The organism is Clostridium sp. DFI.1.208 (assembly GCF_024463855.1).
Taxonomy (GTDB): domain Bacteria; phylum Bacillota_I; class Bacilli_A; order Erysipelotrichales; family Erysipelotrichaceae; genus Clostridium_AQ.
Window position 1 is genome coordinate 74,922 of the sequence record NZ_JANGCA010000017.1, and the last position, 16,269, is coordinate 91,190.

The following is a 16,269-nucleotide window of genomic DNA, read 5'->3' on the forward strand; positions in this document are numbered from 1 at the left end:
TAAAATGAAAGAAAAGACCTGTTTTCAAGGTCTTTTCTCCTTCTTATTCAATTACAATTTTCACGGTATTTGCCGCATTGCTGCGATAAAATGCCGGTGCTTCTGTATTGATGACCACGACATTGTTCACCGTGCCGTTTATGATTTCCAATATGCCCTGCTCTGTTTCCGCTTCATTATTTATGATAAAGCTGACACTTCCCCTTCCGCTGGTTTCGCGAATCTGATAGGTTCCATACGGCAGGTTTTCCAGCTGCTCGGTGAAGTCATTATCCTTATCCAGCGTTACAAAGCGGTTAAAGGAGTCGGATGTGACCTGCATGACATAGGACTGTGTATCCGCAGGACGCTGCAGCTCTCCCTGCGCATTGCGAAGCTGCTTGGTCAGCTTCATTGTCCCGTTTTGTACACCGCTGGTGCGGTTGATGATACCGACGACCATCGTTGTCCCCGGCAGTACGGTAAATTTCGCCTCATCCACAAGCTCGGGTGAATTGACCAGATACTGTACCGGATAAGGAGAACCGATTTCCTGCACCTGATAGGCTCCGCTTGGATACGTTGTCAGTGACTGATGCCAGCTGTTATCCACATTCAGATCATACACCTCATCGATACCTTCCCCTGTAATGCGGAACTGGTACGTATCCGGTGCTGTCGGCGGCAGATAGTTGCCGTCATCATCCAGCATATACTTGAATACTTCGATCGTACTGCGGTTGACGATCAGCTCATTGATGACCTCCACAACATTGCTGGCGGCATCCCCCATGGTGATGGTGGCACTATCGGTTTCCGCTCCCCCGTTTACCCGATAGGTTGTGATGAACTGCTCATTATTGATTTCCCGGATACTGTAGGTTCCCTTCGGCAGATCATTGACCACATAGGTGAAGGAGTTGCCAAAGTTCAATTCCACACGGCGCATCGTCGTCATGTTGTAAATTTCCACGACATACTGATCGCCATCCGCCGGTCGAATCAGCGTACCGTTTGCCTGCTTAATGAATTTTGTAATTTCCAGCTTGCCATAGCTGCTGCGCTGGGCGTTGATAATGCTGACATTGTGTGCATCACGGCCGACCTCCACTGTAGCTGTGGAGCTTTCCTGAGCATCGTCTACAATATAGGTCACCTCATAGCCGCCCGGATTCTGTTCTGTAATCTGATAGGTTCCCGCTGTCAGATCGCGCAGTGTGGTCTTCCAGCTGTTGCTTTTCTGCAGAACAACGCTTGTCTGCATACCCGCACCGCTTACCGCAATGACAAAGCGCTGGGTATCATTCGGCAAGACAAGCTGTCCGCTGGCATTGCGGATAAACTTAGAGAGCGTGATGGAGCCGTTGCTTCCCCCTGCTGTATCAATCATCGCCACCTCATTGGCGTTCTTTTCCACATGCACGATGCCGTTTGCAACCTCACTGCCCCCGTTGATGATATACGTGACCTGATCATCGCTGTCCACCTCATCGATCACATACCAGCCATCCATCAGATCCTTGATAAGAATGCTCCAGCGATTGGCTGCATTCAGGGTAAACACCTCATTGTAGCCCGGCTTGGATACATGTACCCGGGTCACAAAATCCTGTGCGGGCCGTTGCAGCTTGCCATTTACCCGCATGAACTTTTCGATGCGGATACTGCCGAAGACCTCTTTCACCGTATTGATGATCTGCACCGTGCTGACATTGCCCTCCACATTGACAATGGCGCTGTTAACCTCACTTGCACCATTGACAATGTAGCTGACATCATAGCGGTCATCGACCTCATCCACAACGTACACACCATCCTCCAGAGAATCCACCAGCAGCGACCAGTTGTTTTCACGATTCAATGTGAAGACCTCATTGTAGCCCGGTCGTGAAATATGAATTCGGGAAACAAAATCCTCTTCCGGACGCACCAGATTCTGATTACGCCGCATATATTTATCCAGCTGAATGCTTCCTTTTCCGGGTGTCTGCGGTGTATTGATGATCTGTACGGTATTGCTGGTGCCATCCACGCGTATAACACCGCGGTCCACTTCACTTCCCCCGTTGATGATGAAGCTGACAGCATCAAGCGTTGTTGTTTCACTGATGACATAATCCCCCGCTGTCAAATCAGAGAGCACACGCATCCAGCGATTGGAGGCATCCAGTGTGATCAGCTCGTTAAACGAAGGCCCGGATACGAGGAAGACATAGGACGCATCCTTTTGCGGACGCATCAGCATGCCACCCTCACGGATATATTTGGCCATGGTGATACTGCCGTGCTCTTGCTGCTGTTCACGATTGATGATCTGCACCTGATGTGCACTATCATCCACTGTCACAACAGCACGATCCACCTGAGAACCGCCGTCAATAATATAGCTGACATCCTCATGATCCAGCTCATCGATGACATAGGTCGCCCTTGGTAACGGCCCGATTGTCTGCGTAAAGCTGTTTCTAAGGGAAAGCGTAAAGATTTCATTATAGCCCGGTGAGGATACATGAATGCGATAGCTTCCCGACTGCGGCTTGCTCAGCAGCCCCTGTGCATCCTCTACATATTTGCTCAATGTGATGCTGCCGGTATTGCCTGTCCCCTGTGGATTGATGATATTCACCGTATTGGCATTCTGCATGACATGAACGATTCCCCTTGCTAGCGGTGCCGCATTATTGACAACATAACGGACCCCCTCCTGCTCGCTTTCCTCAATGACCTCATACCAGCCGTCCTTCAGATTGCGCAGGCTGGCATAGAAATGATTTGCGTAATTCAGAAGAACTCTGCTTGTTTCCTCTTCTCCCTTGATGCGCACCCAGAAGCTGTCCTGCTCTGATGGATAACGGTAACACCCCTCCGTGTCACGAATAAGCTTACACAGCTCAATGCTTCCCTCATGCGGCTGCTTTTCCTCATTGATTACCTTGACATCCACGTTTTCCGCTTCCACATTGATGACAGCACTTTCTGCTTCCTTGCCCCCGTTGATGATATAGCTGACATCGTGTGTTGTATTCAGCTCACGCAGCTCATATACCCCCATCGGTAGATGCTCCAGCGTTTCCTTCCAGCGGTTGCAGGAATTCAGTGTAATGATCTGATGGAACGCTTCCCCCTTGACGTCCACCTCAAATTCCTCTTCCTGCTGCGGTTTCTTCAGACAGCCGCAGGATGCATCCCGCATGTACTTGGAAAGCGTGATGCTTCCCAATGCACATTTCATCACATTGACAGACTGTACATGCACATCACTGCATAACACGATCGTACCATCGCACTCGCGTGCATCGTCTATCAGATAATACAGCTCCTTGAATTGCGGATCCTCCTTCTGGATGACCTGATATTCCGCCTGTGGCAGCTCCACCGCCTGATGCCAGTGATTGCGTTCATTCAGCACGAAGGTCTTATCCATATGCTTCCCCTTTACTTGCATATGGAACACCATATCCTTGCTTGGAGCTGTCAGATCATCGTCACAGTTCTTAACAGCCGCCTCCAGATGCAGCTTCGCCACAGCCTCGCTTGCATTCAGCACGGTAATGTTTACTGTTTCATCCCTGACCTCAAAATACCCGCTATCCTTCGGACATTCCTCATTGATCTGATAACGGACCTCATGATCCCCCAGCTCGCGGATTTCATAAGCGCCGTTTGGCTGCCTGCAAAAGGTCGCTGTCCAGTCATTGCTTCTGTTCAGGACGCATTCCTGCTTTTCCTTATCATGCAGAAGCTGGATGCGGAAGGTGTCGTTTCGTTCCGGCTTAAAGCGTTCTCCGAATCCGTTTTCCATGCATTTGGTAACGGTGATGTCGGCACGGCGCGGCTGCTTGATCACAGCACAGACATCTACACATTCCCCGTTTAACTCGATGCAGACAACATCATCGAATACACACTCTTCAATTTCAAAGCGAACCGCACCGGCAGCAAGCACACGCAGCGTATAAGAGCCCGGCTGCAGATTTTTCAATGCATCGCAGAAGTCATTGCGGCTATTCAGACAGAGCGTTTCCTTGCAATGCTCACTGACGATTTCCACGCGCACCTCTTCCCCCGGACACAGATCACGGCGCACACCGTCCTCCTCCACAGCGGCACCAACACGGATGCAGCCCTTTGGACACGGTGTATTTACCATGGTGATGCAGACATCCTCATCACACACATCCACAACGGCAGACGCACACGGCAGATCGTTGATCAGCCAGCTGACCTCATAGCCCTCACATGGAACCTCGCGTACCTCATAATGTCCCTGCGGCAGATCGTACAGACGGACACAGAAATCATTTTCACTGTTCAGCTCGATTTTCTGTGTACACATATCACTTTCCACGATAGCGCAGAAGGCTTCACCATAGGATGGCATCATCAAATTACCATCCTGATCCGCGATCCGCTTCTCCAGCAGCATACAGCCGCAGCGCTCCTCTTCGTTGATGATCGTTACATGCATGCTTTCTCCCTCAAACAGGAAGTAACAGCTGTCATGCAGTTCCCCGTTGATATCATACACATGCTTACCGCCGCCCAGCTCACGCAGCTCATAATGCTGGTTGGTCAGATTGCTCAGGCAGATGCAGAAATCATTGCCTGCATGCAGCTCATACACCTCATGACAGTTCTTGCCCTTGAGCAGCACACGGTATACGGCATCCGCATCCGGCATGACGATACGGTTTCCATCCCGTATGCGTTTTTCAATCGTTACCACGCCCTGTCGCTGTTCACTGTTGATGATGTCAATATACGTATCATCGCGTCCCAGTGTGAAGCAGGCACGCTCGCAGCCTTCCCCATTAACGCGGTAGCGGACATTCCAGTTTTCATCGACCTCACTGATTTCATAGCTTCCCTCCATCAGATCATCGAAATATACACAGAAGTCATTGCGTGCACACAGGCGGTAGGTGCGGCTGAAGCCCTGTCCCTGTAACAGGAAGCGGAATTCATCCTGCGGACAAGGCATGAACAGCTCTCCATGCGCATCCTCAATATACTTGGTAACGCGGACACTTCCTGTGCAGTCGCTCTCCTGATTGACAATCAGAACCTCCACATCGCACTGTCCCAGCTCGACATTACCGAAGCTTTCCTCGCTGCCGTCTATGACGTAGCTGACGCGATAGCCCAGATTATCCTTCTGCACAATACGATAGCGTCCCTGCGGCAGCTGATCCAGAATCACACACCAGTTGTTTTCCGCACGCAGACAGACGTGCTCACTGCACTCTCTACCCTCGACCAGGATATCCAGCAGCATACCTCGGGATGGTCTTTGCATGTCCCCATTGCAGCAGCGAACAACACCACGCAGCTTCAGCATACCGCTGTTGCGGCGGCGGTTGATGATGCTGACCTCCTGATTGGATCCATCCATGTACACGATGGCATCGCATTCATCCTGCTGATTGACGATATAGGAAACATCATAATCATAGCTGTCCAGCTCCGTAATCCGGTATTCTCCTGCCGCAAGTCCCTCCAGCATGACACACCAGTTGTTTCCGGCCTTTAACAGATACGTTTCCTTGAAGCATGCGCTTTCCACACAGACTTCAAATTCCTCATCACGCCCCGGCTTGACCAGCTCACCGCTTCGTGTTTCTTCAAATTTACAGATTTTCAAAACACCGCAGCTGCTCTTCGCTACACTGTTGATGATACGGATTTCATTTTCACAGCAGTCATCGACAACAAAACGGGCATGACGGCACTCCCGTCCGCAGTTGACCTGATAGCTGACCTCATACTCACACGGTGCATCCTCCCGCACCTCATAGCTGCCGAAGCGAAGATCATCAAAGCACATGCACCAGTCGTTATCCGCATTCAGCTCAAAGCAGCGTTTACAGAAGTAGGAGCTGAGGGTCACAGAAAAGCACTGATGCTTCTGCGGCTTAATCAAGTCACCGAATTCATTACGCACATATTTGCAGATGCTAACCGTACCCGCATTGCGTTCCTCATTGATGATTGATACACAGAAGGCATTGTCGCCGTGGATGCGGATACAGGCGCTTGTACTCTCTCTTCCCCCGTTGATAACATAGCTTGTCGTATAATCGGTATTACAGCTCACTTCCTCAATGACATATTCCCCATCGCACAGATTGGCGATATCCACGCAGAAGTTGTTGCTGGCATTCAGATTGAAGGTTTCATTCATACCGCAGCCGCTGACCATGACCATGAACTGCAAATCCTTTGATGGTTTGGCAACACTGCCGTCACAGCTGCGAATAAACTTGCAGATGCGAAGCGGAGAGGTCATACCTTCACAAAGCCCCATATTCTGCTGCGAATTGATAATCATAACCGATGCCTGATCACAGTCGTTCAGCTCTACATTGGCATAGCACTGCTCCTCATGACCATTTACGATATAAACCGGATTTGCTTCCATCGGATCACTCAGCTCACTGATATCATAATAGCCCGGCAGTAATCCGCAAAGCATGGCACAGTAGTCATTATCCTCGCTCAGCTCAATCAGACGATCATCGCTGTCAGAGATAATGCGAACCTGGTAAACCTCACCGCAGCCTGGCTTGCACAGGTGTCCGTTTTCCATACGGATATACTTTTCGATTTTCAATACGGTATCTGCACGAAGTTCATTGATCATGACGAGTTCATTCTCCTGCGGCAGCAGATCGAAGCGGCCATCCGAGGTTTCTCCCTCATCATTAAATCTCCAGCGGGTCAGATACCCTGTACACCCGCTTTCCTCAACCATAGTATAGCCTGGCAGCAGGTCACAGATGGTTTCCTGAAAATCATTGGATGCATCCAGAGTGACACACTGCTCCTGCCCATTCTGCATGACATGCAGGGTAAATGCCATGTCCCTCTGAAATTCCAGCGGGTCCCCATTCATATCTACTAATTTCTTTACGACATGCAGCTGTGTCTCACCCAGCTGCTGATTGATGATGCGGACCGTGCGGTGAGAGGTCGTACTCGTGAAAATCACCGTGGCATAGTCCTCCTGCTGGATTTCCTCATCTACCATGTAGGTAATGTCCACCTCATCCCCGTTGATCATCTGCTGTCCGCTTTCATCCGTCTGTACAATGACGTGCTGTACTGCCTGGATATCGGAAATCGTGATTTTTCCAATACCGGTAGCCGGATCGATGGGTACATCATAATAACAGCATTCGTTCTGGGAGTGACAGACCTTAACATGACGCATTCTGCGTATGTCTCTGGCACTACCGTCACGCATCCTCTCTTCTATGACAATATCCATGCTCGCATTTTCTATGCACGGCTGTGCCGTTTCCAGAAGGCTGACAGGCAGCATGCGGTAAAAGACGTTCCATAAGCGTTTGCTCATCTTTATCCTCCTTCTTCATATAAGCGATTCATTTCTTATACATTCTAGTATATGAGCCCACATGGAAATTGTTCTACAAAATAAAAGAACCGTTAATTCATCAACGGTTCCAGCTGCAGCAGCACATAGGGCTGCCCCTCAATTTTGATTACATGTACACGCAGTACAGCATAGGTATTCTTCATGTGCAGTGTTACAACAAACGGGATATCATATTCATTATTCATCACGATCACCTGCTTTATCGTATGTAAAAACCTTAAACGTGTACATCCTCATCGTAGATACACACCATAAAGGTATAGTAGAATACCAGCACCAGACACATGACAACACCATAGACAACAGATACAAGAAAGGCAGGCAGAAGCTGTATATTGTCAAACAGGGAAAGTCCCAGCTCCATCGCATCCATGAATGGATTGCTGCGGGTCATGATATCCACGACACCGCTGTTTGCAGCGAACAGGGTTCCATATTGGAAAAAGGCATTCATGAACGAGGTATAGGCAAAAGCAATTAAAAAGATAACCAGCATACTGTAAAAGGAAGAACGGTAATGCCGAATGATTTTAACGAAGGCATCCTTTATGATGAGAAACGGATTTCGCTGCCCGTCATAAATGGCAAAGCAGGCAAATACCTGCACCGGAATATAAAACATCATCAGCACAAGCATGATGGGAGTCAGTATGGTATTGATACTGCTCATATCCGCTAACATCAGCTGAAAGGAAAGCCAGCTGCTCCCCACCATTACGGCAAACAGCAGGGTCTGCACGCCGATAAGAGGAAACATATAGTCCTTCATCGTAAGTGGACGAGTGTCCTCCCGTTTGGTACGGATAAACTGAAACATGACAATCAGATATACATAGGCAGCCACAACGACAATCAGATAGAGAAACAGGTAGGATACCAGCATACTGCCTGAGCGGCTGACAACCGAGATCCCCATACTGTAAATCGAGCAGTACAGAATACTGAGCAGCATCAGCATAATCAGCAGGCTGGCAATACGTTCTCTTATATTGGTAAATGAAAGAAAGTCTTTCCAAGTTTTCATAATATCACCTCAGGTATAGGTTATTCTACCATATTTCATGTAAAATGGGAAATGCTAAAAGGATAAGTTTGGCACTGTGTAGGCGGTGCTCAGATATGAATAATTACCATAGTTGAATTTTTATTGCTCATTCTTATCTTTAGCGTCTAAGATTTCCTTAATATGTAAAAAATCCTCCTGCAAGCCACACAGGAAGACTTCAGTAAACAGGATACGCATGTATATCCTGTATTTTATTGATATCACGCATGAACGTACATCTCAACCTGCTTTCCCCGATGCGCAAGTCCTATTTTGATAACATTTTGTATATCGTGATCATATTTCTTGTCTATGATTTGATCACATGCAAGCTTCGCCAATTTTGTAAGGTCAATAGTTTCGTCCTTTGTATATTTCAGTTCAAATAAAAGTGAGGGTTCTCTACTGGTTTTGTTGCTTAACAAAATGTCATACCTACCTTCCCCATGCTCCCGATTGCTCGAAATTTCATAAGCATTTCCCAACCGCATAAGAAGCCCCAATAGAAGCGTCTGGTAAGAATTCTCATTTACTAAATCAAAATAACTTATAGTATCCATCAGAATTTTACGATATCCGTTCAAAAACCCTTTCCAGTCTTTTTGAAGGAGCTTATCAGTTAAAACATCGATACTATTCTCATCTACATGAAGATAATGTGCTGTGATCGCACTAAATTCACTCATGATTTCTTTATTAGGAATTCTTAATTCATATCTTCCAAGTAATGAATCAAGCGTATCCTGTACTGTTAGATATCCGGCATTCAGGCACTGCCCGCCTGAGGCGCAAACAATCCCCATAAACTGCTTGTTTCCTTTAGCTCATAAAAAGATGTTTCGAAATTTACAAGTGTTCTTACTGTTCCGATCCTTATCAATTCTTCATATCCCTCTTTAAATGAAGCATCACAATCTTTCATTGCCACTTTTATCATTTTATTAGAACTGGTATTCACCCAGTAAGGCATCAATACTTTGCGATCCGCATAATTAATAATGGACCAGGGATTAAAAATGTCTACGCCTCCCATATTATAACCGTCATATAATGAGCGTACTTCATCCGTATACTTTAAATCATAATATGCTAACAAATCTTTAACTTCATTCTTTGTAAACCCAAAATATTCTGCATATTCTTTATCCTTTACTGTACATACAAGCAGATTATTTAAATCAGAGAAAATGTTCTCTTTCGCAACGCGCTGTATGCCTGTCAACATAGCAAATTGTAAATCATCACTTGTTTTCAAAGCCGTATGCAGGAGTGCTGATAAGGCACCGCTCACTTCTTTATAAAATCCCTGTGTATGGGCTTCAATGAACGGTGTGTCATACTCGTCTATAAATAACATAACCCGCTTTCTGTAATATTGATGACATTTTTTCATCAAGAAGCTGATAGCATGGTCAACTGGCTCCAAGTTTTCGTCTTCAAGATCAGATAATCCCCGTAAAATCAAATCAAATTTAGGCTTTTCAAACATACTGAGTTTTTCTAAAACACATGCATATTCATCATAAACATTTAATAATTGCTCCTTTATAGATTTTACTATTCTCCTCTTAGATTCTTTTGCATCCGCAAAAGATAAAAATATTGTTGGATACGTATTTATACAGGAAGCATACTCTGTTTTCATGATTGCTGAAGCTTCAAAAATGCTAGCCGAATTCTTGGTAACATTAAAAAAATCTGAAAGCATGCTCATATTAATCGTCTTCCCAAAGCGCCTCGGTCGTGTAATCAGAGTAACAGTTGTTTTTCTTTCCAGAAACTCCGCAATCATCATGCTTTTATCAACTGTGTAATAATCTTCAATTCGCAGTTTCTGATAACCGTTAACTCCTATTGGTATGGCTTTTTTCAAAATATCACCGCCTTCAATATATATTATACCTGAATTTCATGATTCAGACATCCTAATCGAGGAAAAGGATTCATAAATCACCGTACTGCTAAAGCATATTAGTCCAGTTCTTTTCAATGTATCACTAGATATCTGTATCATAGCATGAATTCATCGCTTTATGGCGAAAAATCAATAAATTGTGGATTTTAATGCACTATAATTAAACTTTTCAACACCATGGTAAATCAAAGTATTATTTTGAAAATCAATCTTCTAGTATAGAATTACTATATGTAAAAAAATCCTCCTGCCCATATTGCAGAAAGATTTGTACTGCCTTATTTTATATTGATCCAGCGATCCTTACCGTCCTCATACACATTTGCACTCAATAAATATAAGGGAACCAGTAAATAAAACTGTACCACATAATACAAGCCATAGATGCCAATGATACTGATCAGCGCCTGTGTATTCTTTGCAGCACTTGTGAATACCTCCATCAGATTGTTACTGATATCATTTCCCAAAAAGGATGTTACCACAAGCAGAATACCGATTTGAGCGATAACAAACCAAAGCATATATACAAGGGAGCCGCGAAGAATCACACGGATTTGTTCCCACAGCAACTGAAAGCTCCCCATCACAAGTGCTTTGATTCGGGTAACACCATCATATACACCATAGGCAATCAGTGCATTCCACAAAATAAAGAAGACATTCAGTACACTCATGCCCACATAGTACAACGGTGGAACCATGATGAGAAACGTTGCCACGGTACTGACCAACAGCTGAATCAAGCTCACAATCAGTCCTGCCAGAATCAGATACACAAAGCGGGAAGCGCCGTATCGCATATCCTTTACACCAAAGGATTCATTACGCACCCTTTGAATAAACAGAAACAGAATCACATAGTTGACCAGTGAAAAAAACAAAGAGAGAAGAAAGCTTAAAATGGAATACACCAGCGATTTGGCATCCATCACAAAAACCAGAGAATCCTTACACAGGGATATGAGCAGGCTGGAAACAAGCAGAATGGCAAACAATCGTAAATGATGCCCCTTCAGCTGTGCAGAAAGCTGTTCCTTATATTGTTGATATGTTTTCATAGTTACCTCCATATGACCCGCTGCAAACGGGCTTTGATGCTTGAACTTCTGAAAGCCTCCGGTTTTACCCGGCTTCCACATTCATAATACAAAACATTATACGAGAAAGCGAAAAGAAAAGCAACCGCTCAAAGAGCATGCTGCTTGGTGATTTCGGATTCCCTTATGGGAGTGGCATATTGCAAAAAGTATTTTTCAACCTTTTTGCGTGACACGCATTTCAAAGAGATGCACTGATGATTCTTCAATTCGATATTCAATACATCCAAATCATTGCGGCTGGAGGTGATCGACCATTTAGCTACATCCTGCCAGAACAGCAGAAAGCACTCCTCCTTGCCATTATTGAGATAGAAGACTGCATAGCTTTCATAAAATTCAATCAGCACGACATCCTTCACAAACAATAGGCAATACAGAAACAGAAAGGTTATTACGATTCCTATCAGATAGACACGGGTAAACAGCAATGCAATCCCGATGAAAAGGAATACGGCAATGATCAGATACGGCTTTGCATTGATCTGATCGATTTTTCTGCCGTCTGTGGGCAAATTTCTGATTTTTAGCACCTTACTTTTTACGTTCACGTTCGACACCTTCTTATCTAGAAATTATTATATATGAAATAATTATTATATCAATATAATCACACAATTCCACTTATTTCTTATATATATTTCGCATATTTCCATGTATAATATTCCTATGTCATCACACAGAAAGGACGTGTTTTCATGTTTGACATTCTGAAGGATATCGATCAATGGGGAAAGGGCTCCCTGTTCAAATACGGCTTCCTGCAAAGCCTTATCATCATGCTGATTTTTTTGTTATGTGCCTGGCTTTGCAAACGGGCGATCAACCGCTGGATACGTAAAAAGGAAATCGTAAATGCGAAGTTTATTATGCGCATTGTCAAAATCACCCTATACACCATAGCCATATACGGCTGTCTATCTCTACTGACCCCCTTCGAAAGTGTGCTTGGTAAAATCTGGGGAAGTGCAGGTATCATCGCGGTTGTATTAGGTCTTGCAGCTCAGGAATCCATGGGTAATTTTGTAAACGGACTGCTGATCACCACCTTTAAGCCATTTAAAATCGGTGACCTTGTAAAGGTCAACAATGGTGAATATGAGGGCTATGTGGTCGATATCTCCCTGCGTGACACGGTGATACGTACCTACGAAAACACAAAGATCATCATACCAAACAGTACGATGAACAAGGCCGTGCTGGAAAACGTAAGTTTGACCAATCATACAAAAGGCAATTTTTTAACTCTGGATATCGCTTATGAAAGTGATCTGGATAAGGCGATGAATATTATGAAGGAAGAAATCATGCGGCATCCCGCCTATGTGGATCCCCGTACAAAGGAGGAGCTGCAAAATCATGTGGAGCCGGTCATCGTTCGCCTTACCTCCTTCAACGATTCATCCCTGACCCTGCGTGCCACCGTATATTCACGTGATAACTCAGAAGGCTTTGCCATGCTGTCCGATCTGCGCATCGCAATCAAAAAGCGCTTTGATCAGGAAGGTATTGAATTTCCCTATCCGCACCGAACAATTATTTATAAAGAAAAAAGCGAGGGTATTGCAGATAGGAAGTAGCAGCCTGCGCATAGGAGAAAAGCATCCCGATTTCCATAATGGATTTGGGATGCTTCTTTTCTTTATTTCCCTTTTCTGCTCTTGCGAACACTCTTGTCGTGGCTTCCGGCTGCACGTCTGCTTGGACGGCGCTGGGAAGAAGAAGCACTGCTATCATAGCTTCTGCTGCGTCCACCCTTACTATAGCCACCCTTGGCTCCGGTTCCTCTTCCATTGGAACGGCTGCTGTTTTTACGCTTTGGTGCACTGTCAATCTCCACCATGACTTCCACACCGCGGATATGACTGCGCTGCATGTTGCTTAATACAGCGTCTACCTTGCTGGCTTCCACATCTACCAGAGTGAAATCCTTGCGTACATCAATACGTCCGATGGCTTTTCCATTCAATCCGGATTCCTCAATGATTGCCGCTACAATATTCCCCGGCTGCACCCCATTGTTTCTTCCAACATTGAATTTCAATGTAATAGCATCAAATGCAGATGCATAACGCTTCACATCCTCATCCGCCTCGATGTCGATGATTTCATTCTTATAGGTCATGGAAATCAATGCGGAAATGATGTTTTCCAGAGCGATTCCCTCTGCCATCAGTTCATTTGCAATCTCCATGCTTTCTTCTGTGATACCCTCGTCACATGCTTCCTTCACCTTAGCGACAAAAGCATTGCGGTTTGCTTCCATCATCTGTGCGCTGGTTGGCAGTGCATGACGGACAATGTTGGTTTTCGTATAGCGAATGATGTCACGGATTCCCGCACGCTGCTTTCCTCCGCTTACCAAAGTAATCGCAAGTCCCTTCTTGCCGGCTCTTCCGGTACGACCGACACGATGGATGTAATATTCGTTATCCTGTGGAATATCAAAGTTTACAACCAGATCGATATCATCCACGTCGATTCCGCGGGCTGCGACATCCGTAGCAATCAGAATCGGATAATTTCCGGAACGAAACTGCTCCATAACACGGGAACGGAATTCCTGCTTCATATCTCCATGCAGAGAAATAGCCTTAATATCATGCTTATTCAGCTCATCACACAACTCATCAACCATTTTCTTCGTATTGCAGAAGATCATGCACAAATCCGGATCGTAGTGAGACAGCAGCACACGCAATGCATTTGCTTTTTTTCCACGCGGTGCATCATAATAAATCTGTTCTACTGTATCAATGGTACGCTGTGCGGATTTGATTTCCACACGTACCGGATCATTCTGGAATTCCTTTGTAATGCGCAGAATTTCCGCAGGCCATGTTGCTGAGAACAGAATCGTCTGATGCTCGTTGCCCTCCGGCATCATGGACAGGATTTCTTCAATATCTTCCTTAAAGCCCATGTTCAGCATCTCATCCGCTTCATCCAGAATCACCATATTGGTATTATCCAGCTTCAGTGTGCGACGGTTCAAATGATCCATAATACGGCCCGGTGTACCGACTACGATACCGCAGCCTCTTTTCAGAAGCTGAATCTGACGGTCAATCGGCTGACCTCCGTAAATCGGAACAATCTTAACGCCTTCCTTATACTTTGAAAATTTTCTAAGCTCGGTAGCTACCTGAGTTACCAGCTCTCTAGTTGGACAGATGATCAGTGCGTTCGGATATCTTGTTCCCTGACATACTTTCTCAATCGCCGGGATACCGAATGCAGCAGTTTTACCTGTTCCTGTATTTGAACGACCAAGCACATCCTTGCCCTCCATAATAAGCGGAATGGATTGTGCCTGAATATCGGTTGCATTTTCATATCCCATTTCTTCAACAGCCTTCATTACCTCGCTGCTGATCTGTAATTCATTAAATGTTGTCATTGTTACCTTCTTTCTATCATTGCAGGTTAAAAACTCGTAATAACTTACTAAGTTTACCATATGATGGTACATACGTCAATTTATAATTCTATCATCCGTCAGTTTTCCCATATAAAGCAGCTGCATTCCATAAATTAAAAAAACAGTGCCATGCACTATTTTCTGTTATCTATGCCATCCTGCGGTAGCAGTCCTCCAGACGCTCCACGAGACGATCCTTAGAAAGGTCAAGCACAAAGGACAGCTCCTCACAGAGCACACCCTCGATTCGGGAAAGGCATTCCTGATAACGGATTCCCTTTTTCCCCTCGGCATATTTCCAGTACAGCAGACCGATCAATAGTTGTACCTGCTGTTCCAGCTTATAATCAACGATGCTCTGCTGAATCTGCATAAGTGTCAGACTTGCAGGAAGAGTGGAGCTCTGTTTGGGAGAGAACAGCTTCTTCAAAATAAGATCTGCCTCATCACTTTCCATCAGGTTTCGCACACCTACCAGCGGCAGGCTTTTGAATGGTATGGAACAGGTACTTCCATCCGCAGCCGTAATCACCATACGCTTTTCTTTTTTGTCGATGCCTGTGACATCACAGATGCCCAGGTTTGGATGAAATACCTTTTCTTCGTAGTTTACCATGTTATATACCTCGATACCCTCAGTCTATGCTTTTTTTCGTGAAAAGTCAAACGATTATCAAAAGAATGCAATGCCGGATGCATCGCAGGCATAAGCAAACCGACGAAAGAGGAAGGCTGATGCATTGGTTCAAAAGGAGGATAAGAATAACGATTATACGCAGCATTTCACTGCTATGTATTCCTACAATGGCAGTAGGCAAGGCGCCCATCGCCTTATAACCTTATATATATCTGAAAGCATACCTCAACCCATAAGGCACGAAAAGCGACATGCAGCCTGTCGAAGAGCTCCTGCTGGAAAATTCTCATATGAAACATCCTTTCGTGCAGCGAAGCGTCCCCTATATAAGCACAGATCGTTATTCAGTGATAAGGCGACACCATCACAATCAGATAGCATAGAGCAGATTGGTACACCGTCCCTGTTTTGAAAAAGCATAGAAAGGTCCAGAAATAACCATACCTTCCCTTATCCCATGAAGATGCTGCATTTGTTAATCAAATTCTGAGGGAGTCTTGTATAAACGATATGTGATAGCATAGCTGATCATAATCCTTACGGACTTGCAGCTCTATGATTTTCGTTATGCTAAATCGCTAAATATAAAAAGCATCCCATTTTGCAAATAATTACGAAAGTTCTTGCTTTTCTCATTTGCTGTGTTATAATTTCGAGTTTTACACTTGTAACGATGAAAGAAGGCCCTAAGCCCTTTAGATAAAGGACTTAAGACCTTCTTTTGCTATTCATTCAGTTTCGTACTTTTTCTTGAATTTACTACTCGTGAAAATTTC

At 45.1% G+C, this 16,269-nt stretch carries 10 protein-coding genes; 1 reads left to right on the plus strand and 9 read right to left on the minus strand.

What is annotated here, in order from left to right:
• Window positions 1–43 precede the first annotated feature (43 nt).
• The 7 genes from NE665_RS10695 to NE665_RS10725 all read right to left on the minus strand — a co-directional run bounded on the left by NE665_RS10695 (window position 44) and on the right by NE665_RS10725 (window position 11,986).
• Window positions 44–7,333, minus strand: a complete 7,290-nt coding sequence (locus NE665_RS10695) for an S-layer family protein (RefSeq protein WP_117442961.1) — start codon at window positions 7,331–7,333, stop codon at window positions 44–46.
• A gap of 92 nt (window positions 7,334–7,425) precedes the next feature.
• Window positions 7,426–7,560: a hypothetical protein gene (locus NE665_RS10700; RefSeq protein ID WP_002608269.1), complete on the minus strand. Its 135-nt coding sequence runs from the start codon at window positions 7,558–7,560 to the stop codon at window positions 7,426–7,428.
• Window positions 7,561–7,592: 32 nt separating this feature from the next.
• Entirely contained in the window at window positions 7,593–8,399 is an 807-nt protein-coding gene (locus tag NE665_RS10705; RefSeq protein WP_117442962.1) for a hypothetical protein, read from the minus strand.
• A gap of 242 nt (window positions 8,400–8,641) precedes the next feature.
• Entirely contained in the window at window positions 8,642–9,223 is a 582-nt protein-coding gene (locus NE665_RS10710) for a PD-(D/E)XK nuclease domain-containing protein (RefSeq protein ID WP_233104582.1), read from the minus strand.
• Complete coding sequence (locus tag NE665_RS10715) at window positions 9,187–10,293, minus strand: AAA family ATPase (protein ID WP_233104581.1); 1,107 nt, start codon at window positions 10,291–10,293, stop codon at window positions 9,187–9,189. The genes NE665_RS10710 and NE665_RS10715 overlap by 37 nt, the downstream gene beginning before the upstream one ends.
• 320 nt (window positions 10,294–10,613) lie before the next feature.
• Window positions 10,614–11,396 (minus strand): hypothetical protein, encoded by a 783-nt coding sequence (locus NE665_RS10720; RefSeq protein ID WP_117442963.1) that lies wholly within the window; start codon window positions 11,394–11,396, stop codon window positions 10,614–10,616.
• Window positions 11,397–11,524: 128 nt separating this feature from the next.
• On the minus strand, window positions 11,525–11,986 hold the full coding sequence (locus NE665_RS10725) for a hypothetical protein (protein ID WP_117442964.1): 462 nt from the start codon (window positions 11,984–11,986) through the stop codon (window positions 11,525–11,527).
• 147 nt (window positions 11,987–12,133) lie between these two features.
• On the opposite strand from NE665_RS10725, the gene NE665_RS10730 reads away from it, so the two are divergent.
• A complete protein-coding gene (locus NE665_RS10730; protein WP_117442965.1) occupies window positions 12,134–13,015 on the plus strand; it encodes a mechanosensitive ion channel family protein in 882 nt (293 codons plus the stop codon).
• Window positions 13,016–13,077: 62 nt separating this feature from the next.
• On the opposite strand, the gene NE665_RS10735 is transcribed toward NE665_RS10730, so the two are convergent.
• Together NE665_RS10735 and NE665_RS10740 are read right to left on the minus strand one after the other, a co-directional pair.
• Window positions 13,078–14,835 (minus strand): DEAD/DEAH box helicase, encoded by a 1,758-nt coding sequence (locus NE665_RS10735; RefSeq protein WP_118654650.1) that lies wholly within the window; start codon window positions 14,833–14,835, stop codon window positions 13,078–13,080.
• 169 nt (window positions 14,836–15,004) lie between these two features.
• Complete coding sequence (locus NE665_RS10740) at window positions 15,005–15,472, minus strand: CarD family transcriptional regulator (RefSeq protein ID WP_117442967.1); 468 nt, start codon at window positions 15,470–15,472, stop codon at window positions 15,005–15,007.
• Window positions 15,473–16,269 lie beyond the last annotated feature (797 nt).

Excerpts from the sequence above, each read along its gene's own strand:
- NE665_RS10740 (WP_117442967.1), bottom strand. The coding sequence starts at position 15,472 with ATGGTAAACTACGAAGAAAAGGTATTTCATCCAAACCTGGGCATCTGT.
- NE665_RS10730 (WP_117442965.1), top strand. The coding sequence starts at position 12,134 with ATGTTTGACATTCTGAAGGATATCGATCAATGGGGAAAGGGCTCCCTG.
- NE665_RS10710 (WP_233104582.1), bottom strand. The coding sequence starts at position 9,223 with ATGGGGATTGTTTGCGCCTCAGGCGGGCAGTGCCTGAATGCCGGATAT.
- NE665_RS10735 (WP_118654650.1), bottom strand. The coding sequence starts at position 14,835 with ATGACAACATTTAATGAATTACAGATCAGCAGCGAGGTAATGAAGGCT.
- NE665_RS10695 (WP_117442961.1), bottom strand. The coding sequence starts at position 7,333 with ATGAGCAAACGCTTATGGAACGTCTTTTACCGCATGCTGCCTGTCAGC.
- NE665_RS10720 (WP_117442963.1), bottom strand. The coding sequence starts at position 11,396 with ATGAAAACATATCAACAATATAAGGAACAGCTTTCTGCACAGCTGAAG.
- NE665_RS10700 (WP_002608269.1), bottom strand. The coding sequence starts at position 7,560 with ATGAATAATGAATATGATATCCCGTTTGTTGTAACACTGCACATGAAG.
- NE665_RS10705 (WP_117442962.1), bottom strand. The coding sequence starts at position 8,399 with ATGAAAACTTGGAAAGACTTTCTTTCATTTACCAATATAAGAGAACGT.